Below are 24,063 nucleotides of genomic sequence, written 5' to 3' on the forward strand. Positions count from 1 at the left end.
TCTTCCGCTTAAAGGCCGCGAAGCGGGTTTAAGCGGAAGATTATCGAAGATTCACCGGAGTAATCCGGTTCAAGATGGAACTCATAATTCCTGTTGAACCCGCTGTTCAGGGGGGATAGCACTCTATATTATTTTGTCCCGAATAATTCATCGCAATAAAAACCTGTTTCCTCCCCAGGCAGAAAAAAGCTGTTCACTCCAACCTCACGACGCATTATATTCTGGAGCCGAGGGGACACTTTTCTAAATTCTTACCGATCAATACTATTTCATGGATCAACAACAGTTAGAACAGTTCCAGCGTAAAGATGTCCGCATACTATTTGTGGCTGTCGCCATAGCTCTGGTTTCCATTGTGGTCACCTGGGTCTATTTCGACGACGCATTTCCTGAGGCAAGTATCCGATTTGAGGTCGATAAAGAGGCGTCGGAGACTATCGGGCAGCAATTTCTCGAAACGCTGGGCTTTACAATATCTCCCTATAAACATGCTTCGATTTTCGATTACGATAACCAGGCCAAAATCTATTTGGAGCGTACCCAGGGACTGGAAGAGACCAACGACTTGCTTTCCGGGTCTATACGAATCTGGCGGTGGAATCATCGCTGGTATCAGTCCAAAGAAAAGGAAGAATTTCAGGTTGCCGTCAGCCCGCGGGGTGCGATTATACGGTACGACCATGTGTTACCGGAAGATGCCGGAGACGCGCATCTGAGTGAGCGGGAGGCCCGTGCACTGGCTGAAGAGACGATGACCTCAACGCTGAGCAGATCGCTGACGAATTTGACCTTTTTGGAGCACGCCTCCGAAAAACTGCCGAACCGAACGGATCATACCTTTACCTGGCGACGTACCGATCTCATTTCTGGTGACTCAAATGCCGATTACCGATACGAAGTCACCATCAAGGGAGATGAATTCGGGGGATACCGGGAGTACCTGAAAGTCCCGGAGGCATGGTCGAGAGAATACCAGCAGCTTCGATCGGCAAATAACACCACCGGACAGGTGGCGTCGTTCTTTTTATTATTGACCGTCCTCGTAATGCTCGTGGTCTTAATCCAGAAGTCCCGCCTTGGCGACATCAAATGGAAAACCGGCCTGAAATTCGGCGTGGTGGCGTTTGTGCTCATGCTGGCCAGCCAGCTGAATTCCCTGCCGATCACGCTATACAATTATTCCACAACCGATGCATACGGTGATTTTCTCACACAGGAGATCCTGCTCAGTCTGTTACAGGCACTTTTGGCTGGCGGTGGGATATTCTTCCTGACTGCGGCGGCCGAACCACTCTACCGGGAGCGCTACGGTGATAAACTCTCTGTAAGCAAGGCCTTCACCCTTCGCGGTATCAAAACGAAAAAATTCTTCATCGCTATCGTCGTCGGACTGGTGCTGACCTGTTTCTTTATGGCGTACCAGACGGTATTCTACCTCATATCTGCAAATCTCGGCGCCTGGTCACCGGCAGATATTCCGTATTCGGAGCTGTTGAACACGGCAATCCCCTGGATCTTTGTCCTGCTGATGGGATTTTTTCCCGCTGTATCAGAAGAATTTATCTCCCGGATGTTTTCCATCCCATTTCTGGAAAAATATTTAAAGGTCCGCTGGCTGGCGGTGCTTATTCCGGCGCTCATCTGGGGGTTCGGACACGCCGCTTACCCGAATCAGCCATTTTATATCCGCGGGCTGGAGGTCGGTGTGGCCGGCGTCATTATCGGATATGTAATGCTCCGATTCGGTATTGTCGCTGCGCTCATCTGGCACTATACCGTCGATGCCCTTTATACGGCATTCCTCCTGTTCAGAAGCGGCGATCCGTACTTTATCGCCTCTGGCGCCATCTCCACCGGGATCTTCCTGATTCCGTTGGTCATAGCAGGAATTTTTTATCTTCGTAACGGCGGATTCCTGCCGTCACAATCGCTGACAAACCAGGACGAAGGATCGGCCCCACCCAGACCACCCAGTGAGCCAAAACAATTCGAAATACGGTATAACAAACTCTCGTATCGCAAAATCGGCATCGGAATTGTCGCCGGGTTAATTCTGTTTTCCGGTATTTTTCTGTCCAGCAAGAGCCCCACCGATTTCGTGAACGTAAAAATCAGCAAACAGGAAATTATCGAGGACGGACACCAGTGGCTCAAGTCCCGTACCGATTCGGCTGAGGCCTTCCGGCGAGCCGTAACCATGTCCTCAGGAAATCGCGCCCAGGTGTTGAAGTATCTTCTGGAGAATACCACCGTCGATTCTGCACAGATGGTGCTGGAGGATCTCCTCTATCCCGAGTACTGGCGGATTCGTTATTTCCACCCGCTGGAAAAGGAAGAGTACCGGCTGCATTACCACCCGGATACCGGCGAGTTGCTGGCGTTTCAGCACATTGTCTCAGAATCGACACCGGGCGATTCGCTTACGGAACTGGAGGCGCGGGATCGGGCATTTGCCTGGCTTGTTTCCAATGATGTGGATACGAGTATGTACACGATCCGTAGCGTGGAGCAAAACGCCCGGCCAAATCGGCTGGACTACGAAATAACCTTCGAGGGGCGCGATTCGTTTTGGGCCAATATCGGGCAGGGAAAAGCACTCTTACGGATGTCCGTCACCGGCGGTGAAGTCGGTAAATTTATCCGGGATTATAAACTGCCGGAAGAGTGGCTCCGAACCCGGACAGCGCAAACACTGGGGCGGACGTTCCATAACATCGGCCGGATCGTGGTGCTGATACTTTTTGGCATCAGCGGCATTGTACTGCTCATTGTCAAACTCAGAAATACGGACTCTTTTCAGTGGCGGCCAACAATTGTTATCGGAATTATCGTCGCTCTCCTGGTGGTGCTGACTCAGCTGAACCGCTGGAGCGTACTGGTGAGTGAATATACCACGACTATACCGTGGTCTCAGTTTCAGATCGGACTGGTTATTTCGCTGATTCTGGCAGGGATCGTGTACGGGGGGATAATTCTGCTTGGTACGGCCCTGGCCCGTTTGTACTACCCCGGGAGCCTCCTGGCGTGGAAGGCGCCGGAACGGTATGTGTTTGCCAGAGATTCCCTGTTCACGGTGCTGATCGCGCTTTTGGGATTTGTTGGGTTGACCGAAATTCAATCCTGGATAAAACTCCAGTTTCCGGCACTGGCACTTTTTTCGACGGACACTATTCCGACGTTTCTGAGCTCAACGATACCGGCATTCGGTGCCATTGGCAGCGCATTCACCCAGGGGTTATTGTATGCAGTAGGACTTGGACTATTCACCATCATCTGGAATAAATATTTTAACCACGGATTGCTACGTTTCCTGTTGGTGGTGTTGGTTTTCCTCGCACTGGTGCCACCCCGGATGTTGACGTGGAGCGAATGGGGGCTACAAGCACTGTTAACGCTGCTCCCACTTCTGTGGAGTGGCGCAATCTGGTGGTATTATATGCGCGATAATTACCTCTCCTATCTCATGATTCCCCTCTATTTGCTGGGACTAAGATTCGGATATGAACTCTACATGCAGAATGGTTCGGCCTATATCATTCATGGAATAGTGGTGTTTGCGATATTTTCGATACTGTGGTTCTGGACACTTGCTGACGCCCTCAGGCACCGGGATGAAAACGGGTAGTCCAATCATCATGCAAAGAACGATTTTGCCAGAGATGGGAAACCTCGAGGGGCTTTTAATTTTTCTATACATATTTTTCCCGATATAACTAGTTAATTTTCTTAGATTTTCATATCTGAAATGATATGTTCCCAAGCGGGAATAAAAGTTGCACTCAGATTTCCAAAGAAGTTTATGACATCGTGAATGTCCAAATCCCCCCGGAGGTGCACCTGTGAATTGGTTGAATAAACTGATTGTTGGTATGATGCCCCTGGCGCCGAATTTCCTGATAGGCCAGGTGGCAAAACGCTATATGGCCGGAGAGACGCTGGAGGATGGAATCCAGCAGGTCTATGATCTGAATAATCGCGGTTTTCTCGGAACAATGGATGTACTCGGTGAGAGCATCACGAATAAAGCGGAGACCGAAAAACCGTTGCGACTATACAAGGAGTTAATCCGGGAGTTGGGGCAGCACCCGGAGATCCGCACCGGGATTTCGGTGAAACTGACCCAGCTGGGATTGAGTATCGATCCGGAGTTCTGCTGGGAAAATTTTCATCAGATTATGGAGCTGGGCCGGGAGAGCGATCTCTTCATCCGAATAGATATGGAAGATTCCAGCGTCACCGAGGATACGCTACAAATCGTGGAACGGGCGCATGCGGAATACAAAAAAATCGGAGCCGTCATTCAGGCCTATCTTCACCGCTCAGCGGAAGACATGCATCGGCTGCTGGAGCAGGATATCAACGTCCGGCTCTGCAAGGGGATTTATAAGGAACCCCCGTCAATCGCATTCCAGGGAAAAGAAGAGGTTCGACAAAACTTCATTAAACTCGGGAAGATCTATCTGGACAATGGTGGATATATCGGGCTTGCCACCCATGATGAGTTTTTGATCGATCATTTCCGGACCTATATCGATAATAAAGATATTTCTGAGGATAAATACGAATACCAGGCATTGTTAGGAGTGCCGGTCGAGCATATCCTCGAGCCGCTGGTGGATGAAGGGAAAACCGTTCGGATTTACGTACCGTTCGGCGAGGATTGGTACGCATACAGTTCCCGCCGCCTAAAGGAAAATCCCGACATTGCCGGATACGTGGTGAAGGACTTTTTTAAGTGATGAAACCGGTAACGGGGTATAAGGTATAGGGGTATAAGGGTATAGAGAGTAGGGTTTTTCTTAATCTTCCCATAGGGATCCCTTTGGGATAATCATAATCTTACTCTTACTCGATTCTACCTTGAAAAGCTGAATGGAAATGGGAGAAAGGTGCAGGGAGAAGGGAGAACGGAACAGATTGAATATCCAATTTTCTAGTTCACAACACAATAGGAGAAAGTTGTTGGTAGTAACCGCTTCAGCGGTTTTTCGTTTTGAATGAAGAGCATAGAATGAAAACAACGAACAAAAGCGCGGCTAAACCAGTCGTGAGCTTGGTCGAACGAGCCGCGACTACCAACGATAATACCATAACTTAAACTCTATAACACCGGAGTAACATGCGTGATCCCATCCTAACCCCCACATTTTTCGAACGCAATCGAGAGAAGTTCATCGCCAGGATGGAAGAGCAGAGCATTGCTGTCTTCCATGCAGCGACGCCGGTCGTAAACAGCGTGGACCAGTTCCATCAATTCCGGCAGTCCAGCGACTTCTTTTATTTTACCGGACTGGAAAAGCCGGGTTGTATCCTGATGATGCATCCGGAGGATGCCAAAGGAAAGACGACAACATTGTTTATTCCGCAACCGGACCCGTCCAAAGAGGTCTGGGAAGGCACCATGCTGGACAAGGAGACCGCCGAAGAAATCAGTGGTATCGACGCCAAATACATCCAATGGGAAAAAAGTTTTGAAGATACGTTCATCCACGCTCAGCGGGACAGGGAGGTACTCTACGCGGATTACGATGACCTGGGGTTCAAATATGGGACGTCAAAAAATGTCGCCTTTGTCGGGAAAGTCCGCAAATCTCTCCCGGCGCTGGATATCGTAAAGGTGGGTAAAATCACTCACGATCTCCGTCGGATTAAGCAGCCGGAAGAGATCCAGCTGATCGAGCAGGCCATAGAAATCACTGGGAAGGCGCTGGAAGCTATCTGGAAACGGTTATCTCCGGGAGTCATGGAATATGAGCTGGAAGCGGAACTAGCCTATCATTGCATCGCAAACAACGCCCGCCGGTATGCGTACGAGCCGATTATCGCGTCAGGGATTAACGCGGCTACACTCCACTACATCGACAACTCCAAACAGGTAAATGATGGCGAACTGCTCCTGACTGACGTAGGAGCAGAGTACTCCCACTACTGTGCAGATATCACGAGAACAGTTCCGGTGAACGGTACTTTTACCGATCGGCAACGGGAGATCTATGAAGCCGTATTATCGGTTGAAAAGACAATCATTGAATCGGTGAAGCCTGGCGTGAAGATGAAGGAACTAAACGCGGAGGCCAAAGATATGCTTGGCGATCGGTTAATGGATTTGGAACTCATCGGTGATAAGGAGGAGACCGGGAAATATTATATGCACTCCATTGGCCATTTCCTGGGCTTGGATACTCATGACGTAGGCAGCACCAAGCCACCGCTGGAGCCGGGCAATATACTCACTATTGAGCCGGGGATTTATGTCCAGGAAGAACAACTCGGTGTTCGTATCGAGGACGACGTACTTGTTACCGAAGACGGTTGCCGTGTACTGTCTGAAGACATCCCCAAAGATGTGGAGGCGGTTGAGTCACAGGCAGGATAAAAGAATAGCACGCAGATACACGCTGAAAAAACGGATTATCACAGATAAAACTAAGTTTTCTGATAAGAATAAACCTGAACAGATGAAGTTGGTTTTGGCATTATTCTTTTTACTTGCAAATTCCCGGGGCGAGCGCCTGGAATTCCGGCAATCTCTATAGCGGGTTTGTGACAAAAAAAGTATGTACAACAGGATATCCACCTGCAACAGCATATCCTGAACAGTCTGGTGTCAATAAATATGAGTAGCCCCGCCATTCATGGCGGGGAATGGAATGCCGTTTCTATTTGGGGGCTTCAGCCCCCAATGTTGCTTAGTGATCGCAGAATCACTCTGCGTTCATCCGTTTTTTCGCGAACTCCGGCCTGTCGGGGGCTGCGTGCTATTCTTTAGAGGTTATTCTTCACCCTCGCCGGCAGCCGGAGCGCCCTGACGTTGTCCAAGTTCCTTGTCCAGCATGTACAAGCCGCTTTTGTCATCACCGATGATGTTCAGTTTGTCAAGAATGCCCTTAAACAATGTTTCCTCTTCCACCTGCTCGTCCAGATACCAATGCATAAAGTTATAGGTGCTGTAGTCCTTCTCTTCCAGGGAGACATCCACAATTTCGTGAATAGCTTTGGTGTTTTGCCTTTCCTGCTCCAGGGCATTCTCAAAAGTCGAGCCGAACGATTCAAATTTCACCGGCGGCTTTTCAATCTCAGGCGCAACGGCATGTCCGTCCATGTCGTTCACGTAGTGGAAAATCCGCATGCCGTGTTCCCGCTCTTCATTGGACTGTGCGACAAAGAAGTGGGCAGCGCCTTCGTAGCCCTGGGTATCGCACCAGGACGCCAGCGCGAGATAATAATGCGAAGCATAAAATTCCTTTGCGATTTGATCATTGAGCAACGCTTCAATTTTATCAGAAATCATCAATTTCCTCCTCTTGGTAAAGATTATCTTCCAACGGTCTTAATATAATTAACAGAAATTTGAATATCAGTTGAAAGGTGGAGTAAGATTACCCCAGGGAGATGGAGATCAGCCATTCTCTCCGGCGAGCCGTGCCATCTGCAGCAAATAAAACCGGAGCAGTGTCTGTTCCTCCTGGTCCAGCGCCTGCTCTTCAATTTTGACCAGGCGCTCCACGTCCCGGAGCGCGCGGATTACATCCACCGGTACCTCGGAAACGTTTTCCGGGATCTGGGTGAGATATTGCACCACGGTGTGTAAAAATTGTCGCATGGAGTCGTCCTGCACATTTTTCAGCAGATCGGTCACCTGTGAGCCCAGACGGACCGCTTGAGTGGGATCGCTGGTAAACCGGGATCCACCGGCGTCCTCGTGCTGGGTCAGTGTCTGGATGGCATGTGCCAGCTCCACAAATCGTTCCACCTGCTCGCGGATCGGTTCGCCAACCAGGTTCCATGTTTTCGCGCGCCATTCCCTGATACGGCCTGGCATCCGGAGCAGGTCTTCCATGTGAACCTGCCACTTTCCGTTGGAGCGCCCGGCTGATTTCCTCTTTGGAATAAGTGATTCCAGAGAAGTGTTGAACAGGTCAGGCTGGAGAAGTACGGCGAGATCCGGGCGGAAGAACTGGAGGAGTTCCAGATTAAAGCCGTTCCCGGTGAAAAATTCATCCGGATCGAGTCCCTGACGCCGTAACAACTCTTTTTGCAGCGGTCTGATATACTGCTGCATGGCCGCGTAATCCTCATGCAGAGCGGAGAATGCCGAATTGCTGGCCGGAAAGAGTGGCTCCATCTGGCCGATGTATTTGAGTTCGGTATCCTGATAAATTCGGAGCGTGTGAAGAATATCGTACACCGGCAGTTGCGGGAGGATATGTTTCCGGATTTGCGCCAGTCCCTCGTTGTCACTTGTGCGGGAGTCCTGGAATTCCCGGAGTGCCCGGAAGAGTCCGGTAGTCAGCTGATTAATGCCCAGTACCATAGTCTGGGAACGATTGTGCCCGATAGCACGGAGCAGGCTGCCGTGTTGCGAAAGCGGGAGGGTTTGAGCAATCTTTTGAACGATCTGCTGTCCCACGTTTTCGTCGCTGTCACGGCTGGGACGAACCACCGGGCGATCCCTGAGTGAGGGCGTGGTTCGCGCGATGAAATAGGAGATTACGTGAATGCCGACCACATCTTCCGGCCGTCCGTACAGGATCTGCCGGAAGTTATTGGTCATGAGATCCGTTAATTCCTCGTACACCGGATTCTGGTGGCCCCGCGTCAGCATCTCCAGATCCTGGGCGCCGCGTTCTTTGAATTCCAGGCGGGTATTGACGAGTGGCTCGGAGGCACGCGCCAGTTTTTCTTCGTATGACTGCTGGGATTTCGTCACGTGGTGAAAGAGCTCGATTCGCTGGTTATTGGTCAGTGACCGCAGCCGTTCAAATACATTACTTTGGAACGTCCGAAACTCGCCACCGGCCCAGACACCCCGGAGTGGACTCCGCGCATACGCGAGACTCCGGCGCCCGGCTTCCGAGAGGTTGCGTTTGAGCTGTAGCGCATCCGGGCGCGATATCTCAGTTGATGGCAATCCGGCATTGCCGTCGAAATAGCCACCCTGGCGTTGCATCGGTTCGCCGCTGCCCAGTTTCATCCGGATGTTCCCGACCAGGCCGTGGTTTGTAAGCCAGCGCATGGCGCGGTGCTTGGCCTCCTTGTACAGCTCGGCTCCGGCCAATTGGCTCATCTGCTGGCTCAGATCCGACCCGGCCACGAACAGCTCGCAGACCATCTCGCTGAATCGCTGAATTTGAGACTGGTCGAGCTTCCGGCTGTGTCCGGCGTAATCCCACACGCTGTCCAGATACGACTCCAGATTGTGCACTGTATCCACATCCTCGAAAAGCGGCACCACCTTAATTCGCGGAAGGTCGAGTCCGGGATTGTCCCGCAGGACTTCATCGCGACGGGACCGGAGCTTTCGTTCCAAAGATATGAACGCCTCCGGTTCGTCGGACATGCTGATCTGCAACGCCATCACCAGGCCGGGATGCCCGTACTTCCCGGCGATCTCGTTGATTTCGGTGATGTTGTGCACCGTGGCATCGATGGCAAACTGGTCCTGTGCCAGGATCATTTTTTGGTGAATGCGCGGGGTTAACACGAAGCGTTTCAGGATATCCCGGTATGTACCGGCCTTAAGAGCCACCGCCGGATCCTCGAGGTGTTGCTCCAATACGTCGAGATTTTTCCGTAGCGTCTTCCGCAATCGCTGGTTCAGCGCAAAATAGTATTCCAGGTTTTCCCGGCGCTGATCCCGGAGTTTACGCATCTTGCGCTCTAACCGATCATTATGTTGCCAGAGCGCCCTGACCGGATCCCTGGCCAGCCGGAGTCGCATTCCGAGTTTCCGGAGTTTGCCCGGTTGCACGCCGAACGGTAACACCTGCTGGTAGCGCTTTTCCAACTGATTGGTCAGCGATGTGATTTCATTCAGCAGGTCCCAGAATTCGCGCTTACTGGCATCCAGCCTCCGGATGTCATCCAGGAGTTCTGTGGAAATTTCTATGGTTTTATCCCGTTCCGAAAGAGATTGTAATATCCCCGAAAGTTGGGAAACGTTCTCCAGCAGGGCGGCCGCCGCCAGACGGTGTCCCTGTCCCGATGGCCGGGTACTGCCGTCCCAGTCACCCCAGAAGGAGAGCAACAGCGGCATATCCAGGTTATACCGGAGCCGGGCATACTCCTCAGTGCCGACCATCATGCGCAGATCGTTCACCAGTTCGCTCATCTCCTCCCTGGAAAGCAGCGGCACATTTGTGCCCAGATATTCTTCGATGAGTTCGTCCGAAATTTCGTCCGGTCGGTGCTCAGGAATCCGCTCCCCGTTGAGTAGACTTTGAAACAGTTTGTTCGCCAGTATATCCACCTTCAGCGAGTTCATCTGCGTGGGATGGACGGTCCGGTCGAACATCCGATTCCTGAAATTTTCTTCTTTGGAATCCAGAGATGTCGGGATTAACTCACGTTCGAGTTGTTTGAGAACGGATTCCTTATTCCGACTGGTTGTTTGTGACACCAGCGATTGGGCCATCTCCATTCTGTCTTTGAATTGTGTCGTCAGCGTTTCAAGTCGCTCCGGGAGATGAGACCGGGAAAAAATAGCCGCGTACCGCTCGGTATCGATTTCTCTGGAAAATTTCCGAAGCTCTCCGGCTATTTTTTCTTTGGAAAGCGTGGCGAGTCTCGCGGATAGTTCATTCCAGCGGTTTGCAGCATGATCGAAATGATTGGAACCGGGAGATTTCCGAACCGGCGGCGGAAGCGGTTCCCTGCTATAATTGGCGGCTTCTTCGCTGATAAGCCGGTTGAGGTCGATCAGTACCCGCCGGGCTTTATGCCGGAGTTCTTCCGCAGGATCAGCGCCGCCCAGGGTGAGGCGGAAGCTCTTGCGCGCCAGATCGAACCCTTCGGATGTTCTCGCAAAAGTGGTGAGCGGAACCAGGCCGATACCGCGGGTGGCCAGACCGATACCCAGCCAGTCCAGCGAGATGCCCGCGGGCAATTCGTCGATGGTGAGGTGCGGGTACATGGCGCCCTGCGGTGCACGGATACGAATGCCAAACGGATTCCGTTCTTCCGGCAGCGCTTCATGAGCATCCAACAGCGCCTGGAGGCGATCGTGTAAAATAGTATTCCTCATTTGCCAGAATTGACGTATATCTTCCTCGTGATTCCGGTAAAACAGGGAAGCGATGAGCACGGCAAATGTGTTCGGTACGATGCCGGCATTCATTGTGCTAAACCGCGCGAGAATCTCTTTGTCAGGGATATGTGCTACGGCCAACCGCGCACCGGCAAAGCAGTCGGTTTTGGAAAGGGAGTGAACGGTTATCAGGTTCCGGAGCTGGCTCGCCCGGATATGACCGCTCCGTTTAAGATCCTTCGCCAGGGCACGCATCGTTGGCGGACCGTTGAGAGATTCCATCGGGCCAAGATTTTCGTAAGCCAGGTCGTCAATCACGGTGATATCGTGGCTGAGTAGCCACCGGAGCAGAAGTTTGACTTCTGAGGATTCGAATACCCTGCCGCTGGCGTTATGCGGATTGTTAAGGACAAATGCGCCGTACTCCCGCCATTCCGGATCAGCTTCCAGTTTTCCTCTGATATGATCGATGATGGCGCGGGCATCCAATGTCAGATTTTCACCCAGAGATACCGCCTCCACAGAGGGGAAGCAGTGCTCGTACGTCCAGCTCAGGTCCGGTACCACGGCTTCACGAATTCCGCAGTGGAATCCCAGGAGACTCAACGCTGTCCTCGCAGAGCCGCTGACGACAGCGGCTGATTCGGATTCGTATTCCGGATGATGCCGTAAGAACTGACTCAGCAGACTTTCGGTGATCTCTCCGGCGCTGAAACCGGGGTTACCGTGAACATATTTTTCAACGATTTCATGTCGATCCATTCCCATGAGCGGATCGGAAATACCTGCATCCTCCGGGAGTACGGAGCGTCCCAAACGATCGCTGGTATCAGCCAGCCGCTCAACAAGCGATTCCGCCTTTGCCGCTCGACTTTCTACTATGTCTTGAATCCTGCTACCAAATCGTTCTGCCACTTCTGCTGTATATTCAAATTCTGTGATCGATGACGGATCAGCGACTTGCTTTTGACTATTTTCCTCTGATTCAGGTCCTCCGGAATCTCCTGAAAAAGCTCGTTCAATCTGTGTGGTGAGGAGGACGATTTCCGCTCCGGAGGGCGTGCCCTTGAGCTGGAAGTGAATGGTCTCGAACAGTTTCACAAATTCCGCGTAGCCGGCGACGATGTTGAGAGAATCCGCGGTTATGGAAGAATGAATGGCAGATGGAGAGATGAACCGCAGCACCTGGTTCAGCATACCCGCTTCTCTGGCCAAAGAATGATGATTCAGCGCATCGTTCATCTCGATGAAAAACAGAGGATAGTCGAGGCTCATCCGGCGAAGTTCCCGGCGGACGCTTTCGCTATGAATCCTGAATAGCACCAGAAAGTGCGGTGATTCCGGAAGTGAGTTAAAGTGTGCAGAGAGAGTATCGAGGAGTTTTAACTCATCCGCTGGCGTTTGCGGGAATACCAGATTATCAAAGCTTGTCAGATGTTTCGGTATGGTATTGCCATGGGCAAATATGTACGCTGGCGTCTGGATGAGTGTGCGCGAAAGCGCATGAAACAGCACCCGCATATTTTCCTGTTGCCCACCGGCGCTGAATACGATTTCCCGGGGTTCGGATTCTCCGCCCAGACCGTAATCCAGTCCTTCTCGCTGGTGGTCCTCAAGCCAGCCCCGGACCAGTTCGGCGAGCCGGTTGGGTTTTTTTCCGGAGTAGCCACCTCTGGGGATATATTGGACGCTCTGTTCCATCGCCTCATACAGAAGCCGGAGTGTGGATTCATCGGTCTCTTCCCACAGAGTATTTTCTAGTGATCCCCTGAGCGCATCACCGTTCTGATGCCGGACATTTTTCGGTAAACCGGACACCAATGAGGCATATATATCCAGAAGTCGGCTGTCGTATACCGGATGACCGATATGGAAATTGACCTTTTTCTCCGCCGGGACGGGCGCGTTTGCTGTGGTCTCACTGATATCCGAGACCTTGACGGCCTTGAGCGGCCGAAGGCGAAAATATTCCAACGAACCGGGTGTAGTGGATGGTTGGTTCATCTGACTTTACTAAGTAATTTGGTTTAAAGAGGTTCAGACCGAGCCGACATTATTCGGCCGTATCGGAAGTTTTGTCCTTTCCCACGGATTGCCCGAGATTCTGCATGAGATTCCGCAGGGTTTGCATGAGCGGTGTCTCTTCGTCAAAATCCTTGGAGGAGAGCGAAACCACGGTTTTGGCGTTCTTTAGGTTCTGGCTGGCTTCCGCGAGCCGGGCGATTTGCGGCGTCAGCATCAGCAGCTCCGGATTCTCCCTGAACAGTTCAACTTCCTTCGCGTCCAGCTCGAACTGCATCTTCCGGCGCTCGATGTCTTCCTTCACGCGCTTGGTCTCCAGCGCCGATTCCCGATCTTCCTTCTGCTCCTGCAAGTCGAGTTTTTCCATGGAAAGTTTGTGCTCCGAACGGGCAATTTCCTCGTCCGCTTTGATCCGCGACTGGGCGGCGGTGATACGCGCTTCCTGTTCCGTAACTTCGGTCTGTTCCTTGATGCGGGCGGACTCGCGCTGACGCATGGCCGTGGCTATCTCCTCATCGACCGGTTCAATGGCCTGCACGGTGACGGAGATCACCTCCAGCCCCAGTTCTTCGACCCGGTCTCCAATCTGTTCATCCAGATAGCGGAACAGTTTTTCCGTGGTAAGCTCTTCGATTTCGTGGTTCTCGGTAAATGCCCGCACTTTGGACTGCAAGAGCAATTCGAACTCACCCGCCGCCTGGGACACGGCATCTTCCTGCCATCCGCCGGCACGCACCAGCGCCGGCAGGTGATCCTGGTCGGCAGCTACCGAGGCAGATAACTTGACAAACACCGCCAGTTTTCCGGTGGCTTCGGCTTCAATCTCCAGAACGGATGAGTGGACATGCGTTGGTAGTGCAAGCGAAAAGTGCCGTGGATAAATCGGCATACGGCGACGACTTATGTCACCGTCGGATTCCCCGAGCACAATTTGATCCGGACGACGAATCCGGTATTCGAACAGCACCACAATAAGGATAATCGCAACAACTATCGCAATGCTCAATTCCATGGAAAATTCTCCTCACCATTAAACATGCTTCAAAAATAATTACGCAAAATCAAAATCCGCTTGAAACTACCGATATTTCTGTTATTTGTACACAGTTTTTCCACCGATTTTTGCGGAAGTTTCCAAAGATTCCGGAGATATTAGGAGTTGATTGTCTCCTCCACGACGGATAACGTTTTTTCTAGTGAAAAGTCAAGATAGAAACAAATCCAACCGATGCGCGAAAAATTAAGTATTCCGAGATTTGTACCGGACCGAAATCTACCTGAATATACCTTTATACCGGGAGAGGCTCCCCACCCCATAAATGATCCTGAAGGACATTCCTATGGGAAGCCGGAACCCTCACCGGCATCACTTGATCCCGGAAATTGGAAACAATCCGGTTCTTATCTCTTTGGGATCGATCTGTTCAACCATGGCTTTTACTGGGAAGCACACGAGGAGTGGGAGGGATTGTGGCATGCGACAGGGCATACCACCGGCGCCGGGGATTTCCTGAAGGGACTCATTAAACTCGCAGCGGCCGGTGTAAAGATGCGCCAGCGGAATGAACATGGCAAAACGAAGCATTCCGGTGATGCGGGTGAAATTTTCAGGAATTTCCAGGAGAGGGGCATCGAAAAGTACGTCGGACTTTCACTGCAAACATTAGTGGAGTTTGCCAGAGATATTGGCGGACATCCGGACCTTGACAGCCAGCCGGATCCCTGGGAGCCGAAACCAATCTTTACAGAGCGATTGCTCCCGCAATGAGTTTTCCGGAATACAATTCCGGACTGTTTCCTTGATTGCAATGCGAAATGATGTCTACTTTGTTTCATTAATTGATCGAAAGTGAAGATGAAGGAGGATTTATGGAGTACACTTATTTAGGTCGTACCGGATTGCAGGTCAGCCGACTCTGTCTTGGCACAATGAATTTTGGACCACATACCAGCGAAGAAGACAGCTTTGCCATTATGAACCGGGCGCGGGAACTGGGAATCAACTTTTTCGATACCGCTAATGTTTACGGCTGGAGCAAAGGGAAAGGCACCACGGAAAGGATTATTGGTAAATGGTTGGCGGAAGATTCTTCCCGACGTGATGAAATTGTGCTCGCTTCCAAGGTATACGGATCCATGGCGGACGGCGGCCCCAACGATGGGGGACTTTCCGCATATCATATCAAAAAAGCATGCGAGGACAGTCTCCGGCGGCTCCGGACGGACCACCTGGATTTGTACCAGATGCACCACATCGATCGAAACACGCCGTGGGAGGAGATCTGGCAGGCCATGGAACAGTTGGTACGGGAAGGCAAGGTGTTGTACGTTGGCAGCAGCAATTTCCCGGGATGGAACATCGCCAAAGCACAGGAACTGGCATCCAAACGCAATTTTATGGGATTGGTGTCTGAGCAGAGTATTTACAACCTGGGAAATCGGAACATCGAACTGGAAGTGATTCCCGCCTGTCAGGAATACGGATTGGGACTCATCCCGTGGAGCCCATTGAACAGCGGTATGCTCGCCGGAGGAATGTCGGAAGTCTCTGAAGGCCGCCGTACCACCGATCGCGCGAAAAATTGGTTTGAGCCGCATAAAGAGGCACTGAAAGAGTACGAGACCTTTTGCGCAGAACTCGGAGAACATCCGGCGGTAGTTGCGCTGGCATGGCTCCAGGATCGGCCTGCCGTGACCGCACCGATTGTCGGTCCACGGACATTAGAACAGTTGGAGTCGTCCGCCAGGGCGCTGGATTTTAAATTCAACGACGATATCCGCGAAAAACTGGACGAGATCTGGCCGGGACCCGGAGGCACTGCACCGGAAGCGTATGCGTGGTAACGACAAAGACAGCGGATGGCCGCTTGAAGCGCTATTCTCGGAATTTATGTTAACATGCTATATAATGAATAGCCCCGGGCTTCAGCCCGGGGTATTATATGCGCCGCTCCGCATATTCCCTATATCGTTCAAACACCTCTTCCGATGACTCACTCAACTCGTCCTCCGGCGTATATTCCGTTCCATTAACTCCTGCCACCATCGCTTCGATACATTCGACAACGTCAGAGTGATAACCGCCTTCAAGCAGACCAAACAGTTCGTTTCCCAGCGACGCGATCCGCTTTCCGAATTCATGGTAACCCGATTGTGAATAATTGAGATTCAGCAGCGAATCTTGATGGTAGCCATCGAATCCGGCTGAGATGCCGATGACATCCGGATCGAACGATTCAATTACCGGCAGCATCCGGTCGGTAAAATCCAGCAAAACGTCGTCCCCGCTGTTCTCAGGGACTGGCATATTGTAATGAAGGCCTTCGGCAGTGTTTTCACCCCGATGGTCCACTGTCACGTCGTATCCGGCGGCGGGATCGTGTCCGAGGTAAAAATACGGATAGGCGAATTCCTGATGGATTGAGATGAACAGGATTTCGCCGGCATTGAAAAAGATGTGATCAGTGCCGTCGCCCTGGTGTCCGTCGATATCGAAAATACAGACCCGCTTACCATCATTGGACAGCATACGGGAGACGATTGCGATGTTGTTGAGAAAGCAGAATCCCTTGGCAGTGTCTTCAGTGGCATGGTGTCCCGGCGGCCGGGTACACGCGAAGTGCCCCTCACGAGCGGCTTTGGCGGCCAGCATCACAGACTTGAGCGCCGCCGGATAGGTAACGCTGTCGGTGAAGACTTCCGCAAGCATCCGGTTGTGCTTTCCAGCCGACTCAATCTTTTCCAGGTGATCCGAAGAATGCACTAATTTTGCCAAAGATTCGGCATCCAATTCAGGAACGACTTTCCGTCCAATTCGACGAACGCCCTCGAGCCGATATGGGCCCTCAGGGACTTCGTTGCCCTTGTATTCTCTGGAGGATTTAGTATATATGACGTCCATATTTTCCTGTTTTTGGTGCAATGTAGATGTTAGCGCGGTTTCCCGCAACTTTGACACAGTGATTTCCCAGTGAAAGAAACCTGCTCTCTTTTGTATATTCTCCAAATTCCAGTTGGGAGAAAAGTATGACCGATCTGAAAAAGTTAATTCACGATTTAGGCGACCAGCCGCATACCAGCGAGCAGTGGCACGACTGGTACAATCAGTTCCGTTCGAAGACGGCGCTTGAACCGCACGATGTGACCCTGGAGGAGATCAGCGCCGACCGAATAGTCCTGCGCATGGAAATCGGGGACCACGCGCTACAGCCGTACGGTCTGCTCCACGGGGGCATGAGTATGATGCTGGCAGAATCGGCGGCAAGCATCCACGCCTGCTGGGATGTGGACCTCCGGAAACGGGTACCCGTTGGCATCGAGATCAACGGTTCGCATCTGCGGCCGGCTACCGAAGGCGCTGTCCGGGTGGTGGGAGAGGTTATCAGGAAGAGCCGGACGCTGGTACATCATCACGTAGAAATTATTCACGAGGAGACGGGGAAGGTCCTGTCGACGGTGCGGATGACGAATTTGTATAAGAAGATGTAATAGAACACAGAATTTCACAAAAACGACGGACTAGAATACCAGTCATTCCGACAGGATACAAGTCGTTTAGGGAGGAAAGGGATGGCTCTATTACCCGGGTAAAACTAGTCATTCCGACCGAGCGTCAGTGAGCGGAGGAATCTGGTAATTCACCCTCTATGAATTCTTAATACGACTGGTATTCTAATCTATGGGAAACAAAACCGTCGGCGACCCTGCTACGGCGGGGATCACCGACGGGAGATTAGTTTTGCCTCGCAATGAGATTGCGAGGCTTAAATATTTATCTCATAGCCTTGGAATCTTATTCCAAGGCGGGTATTATTTACGCAGTACGTAATATGCAATACTCAATACGTGTCACACGTCCAGCAGCATCCTCGACGGAGCCTCGATGAGTTCCTTCACCCGCACCAGGAATTGCACGGAGTCCTTGCCGTCGATCAGGCGGTGATCATAGGACATCGCCACATACATCATCGGGCGGACAACCACTTCACCGTCGATGGCTACCGGACGATCTTCGATCTTATGGAGGCCAAGGATGGCCGACTGCGGTGCGTTGATAATCGGTGTAGACATGAGTGATCCGAAGACGCCGCCGTTGGAAATGGTGAACGTACCGCCGCGCATCTCTTCGATGTCCAATTTGTTGTTGCGCGCCCGATCCGCCAACTCGTTGACCTTCTGCTCAATCTGAGCAAACGAGAGTTTGTCTGCATTCCTTATGACCGGCACTACTAACCCACGATCAGTGGAGACGGCCATGGCGATGTCGGCGTATTTGTGGTAGACGATTTCGTTGCCGTCGATTTTGGCGTTCACCACCGGGAACTCCTGCAGTGCCAGAGCGCACGCCCTGGTAAAAAACGACATAAAGCCGAGTCGCACGCCGTGTTTCTCCTCGAATTGCTCCTTGTGCTCGGCGCGCACCTGTTTTACCGCCGACATGTCAACTTCATTGAAGGTCGTGAGCATGGCCGCGTCATTCTGGGCATTGACCAGGCGATCAGCGATAGTGCGGCGCAGCGTGGACATCCGCTTACGTTCCACTTCCCGCTCACCGGTGAACTGTTCAGGCCGGACAGCCTTTGATGCTGTTTCTTTGGCGGGCTTCGATTTCTTCTGAGTCTCTTTTTCCTCTGAAGGTTGTGCCTTTTCCGAATCTTTTACTGCGCGCTGTGCATCGGCCTTGGTAATTTTCCCGCCGATACCGGTACCCTTCACGCCGCTGGGATCGATCCCGGCCTCTTTCAGAACATTGGAGGCAACGGGTGAAACGCGGACTCCTTCAGAGGTCGGTTCTTCTGTCTCTTCCTCAGCTTCCTGTGGTTCCTCCTCAGGCTCTTTCGGTGATTCTTCTTCCGCCTCTTGAGGCTCCTCGGTTTTTTCTGGCTCAGGTTCTTCTTCGGCGGTGTCTTCGCCTTCTCCCTCCGTATCTATGACGGCGAGGACATCCCCGACTGAGACGGTGTCATCGGTCTGCGCCTTGATTTGGAGCGTACCCGCTTTATCCGAAGGGACCTCGAACGAGGCTTTGTCGGACTCGATCTCGCAGATCACATCGTCCACGTCTACATATTCGCCATCTTGCTTCAGCCACTCGGCTACTACGACTTCGCTGATGGATTCGCCAACTTCCGGTACCGTAATCTCGTGTTTCATTCTTTACCAGTGTTTAAGTGTTGAAGTGTTAGAGTGTTCAAGTAGTTGCGTGTCATGTGCTCATAATTCTCATTCGATATTAAAGAGGTCCTGCATACTTTAACACCTGAACACTATAACACTCTAGCACTGTTTTATTATGTTTTCTCCGCCACAACTTTCCCGTTGCCGTTCCCGGGGGCTTTCACCCCTTCGTTTTCGGTGTTGAACGCCCGGTTGATGATGCTCTCCTGTTCCTTTGCATGCTGCTTGTGAAATCCTGTGGCAGGGGAGGCGCTGTTCCGCCGGGCCACCAGGCCGAGCTCCACCAGATCAAACTTTCGACAAAGATAGGCCCACGCGCCCATATTTTCCGGCTCCTCCTGGACCCAGATGTAGCGTTCGACATTCTTGTATTTGTCAAAGATTTTGGTGAGCTGCTTCTCCGGCAACGGATAGAGTTGCTCCATCCGGATTATTGCCACGTCGTTCCGGCTTTCTTCTTCCTGACGCTCCAGGAGATCGTAATAGACCTTACCCGAGCAGAGGAGCAGCGATTTTACTTCACTGGGATCGGCGAATTTGTCGTCGATGACTTCCTTGAAGCCGCCGGTTGTGAGGTCTTCCAATGGACTGATGCATTTCGGATGCCTCAGCAAACTTTTCGGGGTATACACAACAAGCGGAATCCGGAAGGGATATGCCATATGTCGGCGGAGCATGTGGAACAGGTTCGCTGGCGTCGTGGGGTTAATTACCTGCCAATTGTTGTTCGCCGATAGTTCCAGGAAGCGCTCGATTCTCGCTGAAGAATGTTCGGGGCCCTGCCCCTCATATCCGTGGGGGAGATACAGTACCAAGCCGTTGGAGCGATTCCACTTGGCTTCCGAGGCGCTGATATATTGATCAACGATAATTTGTGCGCCGTTATAAAAGTCGCCGAACTGTGCCTCCCAGATAGTGAGCCCTTCAGGTGTGGCGCAGGCATATCCGTATTCGAATCCCATAACGCCATACTCGTTGAGTGGCGAGTTATGAATCCGGAACGGCGCCTGGTCATCCGACAGGTTATTCAGCGGGACATAGCGTTCTTCGGCGTCCCGGCTCAACAATACGGCGTGACGATGTGAAAAGGTGCCACGCTCGGCATCCTGGCCGGTCAGCCGGATGGGGACATTTTCAGTTAACAATGATGCATATGCCAATTGTTCAGCCAACGCCCAGTCGAGGGTTTTCTTCTCAGTCAGTCGTTCTTTTGCGGAGCCGTACAGTCGTTTAATTTTCCGGAAGAGATCCATGTCCTCCGGTACGGTAAAGATCTTTTCTCCCAGCGATAGAAGGGTAGACTCATCCACACCTGTCTCGGGGGAAGAAGTCAGTGACTTCTCCTGGGGACGCCGCTGATCTTCACAAGAGGAGAGTGCATCGTCCGTGAAGGGTGGACCAATCTGCTTGTCCTCTTTGGCCTCACTCAGATGCTCTTCCAGCATCTGACGGAATTCCTCTTCCATCTCCTCGGCGATACCCTTCTCCACAGTACCGGCTTCCAGCAGCTTGTTGTTGTAGATTTCTCTGGGATCGGGATGCTGCTCTATGATTTCGTAGAGTTTCGGCTGGGTAAACCGGGGCTCGTCGGCTTCGTTGTGTCCGTATTTCCGGTAGCCCAGCAGATCGATAAATACATCCGTGTTGAACTTCTGGCGATATTCCATGGCCATCTGGATGGCGAACACTACGGCTTCGGCGTCATCGGCGTTCACGTGAAAGACCGGCGACAGTGTTACCTTAGCCACGTCCGTGCAATAGGTGCTGGAGCGGCCCTGGAGATAATTAGTGGTGAAGCCGACCTGGTTGTTAATTACCAGATGGATGGTGCCGCCAGTGCGGTAGCCGTCCAACAACGACATCTGGATGACTTCGTACACCACACCTTGTCCGGCGATGGCGGCGTCACCGTGAATGAGAATCGGGACTACTTTGTCGATATCATCGTTAAACAGATTGTCAATCTTGGAGCGGGACATGCCTTCTACCACGGGATCAACGGATTCAAGGTGCGACGGATTCGGCGCCAGATTAATCCGGACTTCTTTGCCGGATTGCGTTGTGACATCGCTGGTATATCCCAGATGATATTTGACATCGCCCTCGAACACCGAATCCTGATAGGCTGCGCCTTCGAATTCGCTGAAGATCTCCTCGTACGATTTGTCCATGATATTAGCGAGCACGTTGAGCCGGCCGCGATGTGCCATTCCGAGGACAACCTCCTCCACGCCGAGTTCGGCGCCTTTTTCCAGCACCGCATCCAGCCCGGGAATCAGCGTTTCGCCACCGGACAGGGCAAATCGTTTTTGTCCCACATATTTGGTGTGGAGAAAGTTTTCGAAGACCACCGCCTGATTCAATTTGTGGAGAATCCGGCGTTTTTCTTCCGGTGCGAAGTCCGGCAGATTTCGGCTGGACTCCATCTTATCCTGGAGCCACTGGACTTTCTCCGGCTCCCGGATGAAGCGATACTCCGCGCCGATGGAACGGCAATAGGTGGTTTTGAGATGGTCGATGATTTCCCGGAGCGTGGCCGGGCCAATGCCAATTTCGTGGCCGGCCTGAAAGGTGGTATCCAGATCCTCTTCGGTGAGGCCGAAATTTTCGATATCCAGGGTCGGGGAGTATTTCCGCCGCTCCCGGACCGGATTGGTCTTGGTGAACAGATGGCCCCGTCGACGGTAGCCGCTGATCAGGTTGAGCACCAGGCGTTCTTTTTCCGCCGCTTCCGGTATGTCGAGCTGCGTTTCGCCGCTCTGCTGGGCGAATTCATATCCGGCAAAGAAGTCCCGCCACTCCTCCCTGACCGAGTCGGGATCTTCCCGGTAATCGTCATAGAGCCCTTCGATATAGTCGGGATGGGCGTTATGCAAAAATGAAAAATCTTCTATATCACTCATGTGGTTTGTCCGATACCGTTTATGATAAGTATTGGGCTGCAGTGGGTATGGATTCGACTGAAACCGGGAAATTGGAACGGCTGATACCGGTGAATAGGGTGAATAATTGTTGCAGCCATCGATCTGGTTGTAAGTTCATTTAATCTGTCTTTATTATTGTTGCTGATGAAGCTAACTCTCCGGATCAATAAAGTCAATTCCTGAAGCCTATTGTTGCAGGGAAATGAGGCTCCCTATTGTTAATGGTCGCACCTGGGAAGGAGCTCCCGAGTCCACCTTAGCTTCGCAACCTCATTGCGAGGTGAACCCTTTGCGCCGGTCCACTTATTTCGTATAATCAAAAGGATGAATACAACTACCGAACAAACCTTTTCTTCCAAAGATGCCGCCCGCCAGCACGTCTGGGATACACTGGAGAATGAGAAAGCCGCGCGATTTCCGTTCCCGCCACACGACCGGATTCCGAATTTTGCCGGCGCCAAAGAAGCGGCACAACGGCTGATGAATTCTCCGGCGATGGAAGATATCGAGAGCATAAAAATCAATCCGGATGCTCCCCAGCGATATGTGCGGGAGATGGCCCTCCGTCGCGGCATTACAGTGTATATGCCAACGCCGAGGCTCCGGGCCGGATTCAAGCGGTTTGATCCGAACGCGATCCCCGAAGATAAATATTCCGAGGCTGCCAGCTTGAGCAAAGGGGAACAATACGCCGAATCAATCAGCCTGGAACGCTTACCGCAGATGGATTTGATCGTTGCTGGTTCGGTGGCGGTGACTGCCGATGGGAAACGCTGCGGCAAGGGGCACGGTTACAGCGATCTGGAATATGCTATTTTACTTGAACTGGGCCACAAGCCGGTTCCGGTGGTGACCACAGTGCATCCGATTCAGATTGCGGAAGATTTCCCCACCGAGGCTCACGATATCCCGCTCTCCCTGCTAGTTACTCCTGAGGAAATAATTGAGGTTCCGAATCCACCGGGAGCGCCAGCAAGGCTCGAATGGTCTTCCCTGACTGAGCAGGATTTGGAGGAGATGCCGGTACTGCGTGAGTTAAAGGATCAGGCCTACAATGGCTGACAAATCCAAACGGTTGTTTCTGAATTTTCCCGGCGAATTTTTTGTGGATTCCACCTGTATAAACTGTGATGCATGTCGTCAAATAGCGCCTGAGACCTTTGCCGAGGCGGAAGACTATGCGTATGTAAAAGCACAGCCTTCTACCGATGAGGAGGAAAGGCGCGCACTCCGGGCGTTGATTTCCTGTCCCACCGGCTCCATCGGGACTGTGCAGCCTAATAATGCCGCGGAAGTTATTAGCGATTTTCCGTTGCGGCTGGACGAGGGCGTGCACTATTGTGGCTTTAACTCCAGGGAGAGTGCTGGCGGGAATAGCTATTTCATCGAGCATGCCGGCGGCAACTGGCTGGTGGATGCACCGCGTTTCCACCGGCATCTGGTGGGGGAATTCGCAAAACGCGGCGGGGTCGATTTTATCTTTTTATCCAGCTGGGATTTTTCTGAAACGGCGGCGCAATATGCCAGGGAGTTTGACGCGCAACGCATCGCATATGCAGGGGACGACCCGGATGTACCGGATGCTGAGGTGATAATCAGAGGAAAGGAGCCGGTCGAATTCCTCCCGGATTTCCGTATTATACCATCTTCCGGCAATCGTCAAATGCTGCTCCTGGAGAATCGATATCTGTTCACCGGAGACCTGTTCTGGTGGGTGCCGTATCGGGAAAAATTGAAAGTGCCTGAGCATATTCTACAATCAGGAGATGAACAGCTTCTCACATCGCTGGGACAGTTGGCTTCGTTGGCGTTTGAATATGTGTTACCGGCGCACGGCCATCGGGTGAAACGATCGGCGGAGGAAATGGAGGACAGGCTCCAATCCCTTATCCATCGAATCTCGTGAAGTTGTAA

General features: G+C 52.1%; 14 protein-coding genes. 8 read left to right on the plus strand and 6 right to left on the minus strand.

The genetic code is table 11. The annotated features are described in order from the left end of the window. Positions 1–271: 271 nt before the first annotated feature. From K9N57_09440 to K9N57_09450, 3 genes are all read left to right on the plus strand, one after another. Positions 272–3,625: a CPBP family intramembrane metalloprotease gene (locus K9N57_09440; GenBank protein ID MCF7804400.1), complete on the plus strand. Its 3,354-nt coding sequence runs from the start codon at positions 272–274 to the stop codon at positions 3,623–3,625. Positions 3,626–3,839: 214 nt separating this feature from the next. Beyond that, positions 3,840–4,739: a proline dehydrogenase family protein gene (locus K9N57_09445; protein MCF7804401.1), complete on the plus strand. Its 900-nt coding sequence runs from the start codon at positions 3,840–3,842 to the stop codon at positions 4,737–4,739. A gap of 380 nt (positions 4,740–5,119) precedes the next feature. Next, complete coding sequence (locus K9N57_09450) at positions 5,120–6,376, plus strand: aminopeptidase P family protein (protein MCF7804402.1); 1,257 nt, start codon at positions 5,120–5,122, stop codon at positions 6,374–6,376. Between the two features lie 396 nt (positions 6,377–6,772). Here the strand turns inward: K9N57_09450 and K9N57_09455 are convergent, their stop codons facing one another. The 3 genes from K9N57_09455 to K9N57_09465 form a co-directional block, all read right to left on the minus strand. Next, complete coding sequence (locus K9N57_09455; GenBank protein ID MCF7804403.1) at positions 6,773–7,291, minus strand: ferritin; 519 nt, start codon at positions 7,289–7,291, stop codon at positions 6,773–6,775. Between the two features lie 108 nt (positions 7,292–7,399). Beyond that, positions 7,400–13,030: a pyridoxal phosphate-dependent aminotransferase gene (locus K9N57_09460; GenBank protein ID MCF7804404.1), complete on the minus strand. Its 5,631-nt coding sequence runs from the start codon at positions 13,028–13,030 to the stop codon at positions 7,400–7,402. Between the two features lie 49 nt (positions 13,031–13,079). Then, on the minus strand, positions 13,080–14,060 hold the full coding sequence (locus tag K9N57_09465) for a hypothetical protein (GenBank protein MCF7804405.1): 981 nt from the start codon (positions 14,058–14,060) through the stop codon (positions 13,080–13,082). A 216-nt stretch (positions 14,061–14,276) separates the two neighbouring features. Here K9N57_09465 and K9N57_09470 point away from each other — a divergent pair, with 216 nt between their 5' ends. Continuing rightward, the gene (locus tag K9N57_09470) at positions 14,277–14,816 is read left to right on the plus strand and encodes a DUF309 domain-containing protein (protein MCF7804406.1); all 540 of its coding nucleotides are present in this window, start codon (positions 14,277–14,279) and stop codon (positions 14,814–14,816) included. Between the two features lie 101 nt (positions 14,817–14,917). Beyond that, positions 14,918–15,892 carry an aldo/keto reductase gene (locus K9N57_09475; GenBank protein MCF7804407.1) on the plus strand — a complete coding sequence of 325 codons (975 nt, stop codon included), beginning with the start codon at positions 14,918–14,920 and terminating at the stop codon, positions 15,890–15,892. A gap of 94 nt (positions 15,893–15,986) precedes the next feature. Here K9N57_09475 and K9N57_09480 read toward each other — a convergent pair whose 3' ends face one another. Further along, entirely contained in the window at positions 15,987–16,949 is a 963-nt protein-coding gene (locus tag K9N57_09480; GenBank protein MCF7804408.1) for a hypothetical protein, read from the minus strand. A 125-nt stretch (positions 16,950–17,074) separates the two neighbouring features. On the opposite strand from K9N57_09480, the gene K9N57_09485 reads away from it, so the two are divergent. Beyond that, positions 17,075–17,536, plus strand: coding sequence for a PaaI family thioesterase (locus K9N57_09485; protein ID MCF7804409.1), 462 nt, complete (start codon positions 17,075–17,077; stop codon positions 17,534–17,536). A 360-nt stretch (positions 17,537–17,896) separates the two neighbouring features. Here the strand turns inward: K9N57_09485 and odhB are convergent, their stop codons facing one another. Both odhB and K9N57_09495 read right to left on the minus strand, forming a co-directional pair. Next, the gene (gene odhB / locus K9N57_09490) at positions 17,897–19,201 is read right to left on the minus strand and encodes a 2-oxoglutarate dehydrogenase complex dihydrolipoyllysine-residue succinyltransferase (protein ID MCF7804410.1); all 1,305 of its coding nucleotides are present in this window, start codon (positions 19,199–19,201) and stop codon (positions 17,897–17,899) included. 137 nt (positions 19,202–19,338) lie between these two features. Further along, positions 19,339–22,119 (minus strand): 2-oxoglutarate dehydrogenase E1 component, encoded by a 2,781-nt coding sequence (locus tag K9N57_09495; GenBank protein MCF7804411.1) that lies wholly within the window; start codon positions 22,117–22,119, stop codon positions 19,339–19,341. A 354-nt stretch (positions 22,120–22,473) separates the two neighbouring features. On the opposite strand from K9N57_09495, the gene K9N57_09500 reads away from it, so the two are divergent. Together K9N57_09500 and K9N57_09505 are read left to right on the plus strand one after the other, a co-directional pair. Continuing rightward, entirely contained in the window at positions 22,474–23,211 is a 738-nt protein-coding gene (locus tag K9N57_09500; GenBank protein ID MCF7804412.1) for a 5-formyltetrahydrofolate cyclo-ligase, read from the plus strand. Further along, positions 23,204–24,055, plus strand: coding sequence for a ferredoxin (locus K9N57_09505; protein ID MCF7804413.1), 852 nt, complete (start codon positions 23,204–23,206; stop codon positions 24,053–24,055). Before K9N57_09500 ends, K9N57_09505 begins: the two co-directional genes overlap by 8 nt. Positions 24,056–24,063: the final 8 nt, after the last annotated feature.

Source organism: Candidatus Neomarinimicrobiota bacterium (genome assembly GCA_021734025.1).
Lineage (GTDB): Bacteria > Fidelibacterota > JAANXI01 > JAANXI01 > JAANXI01 > JAANXI01.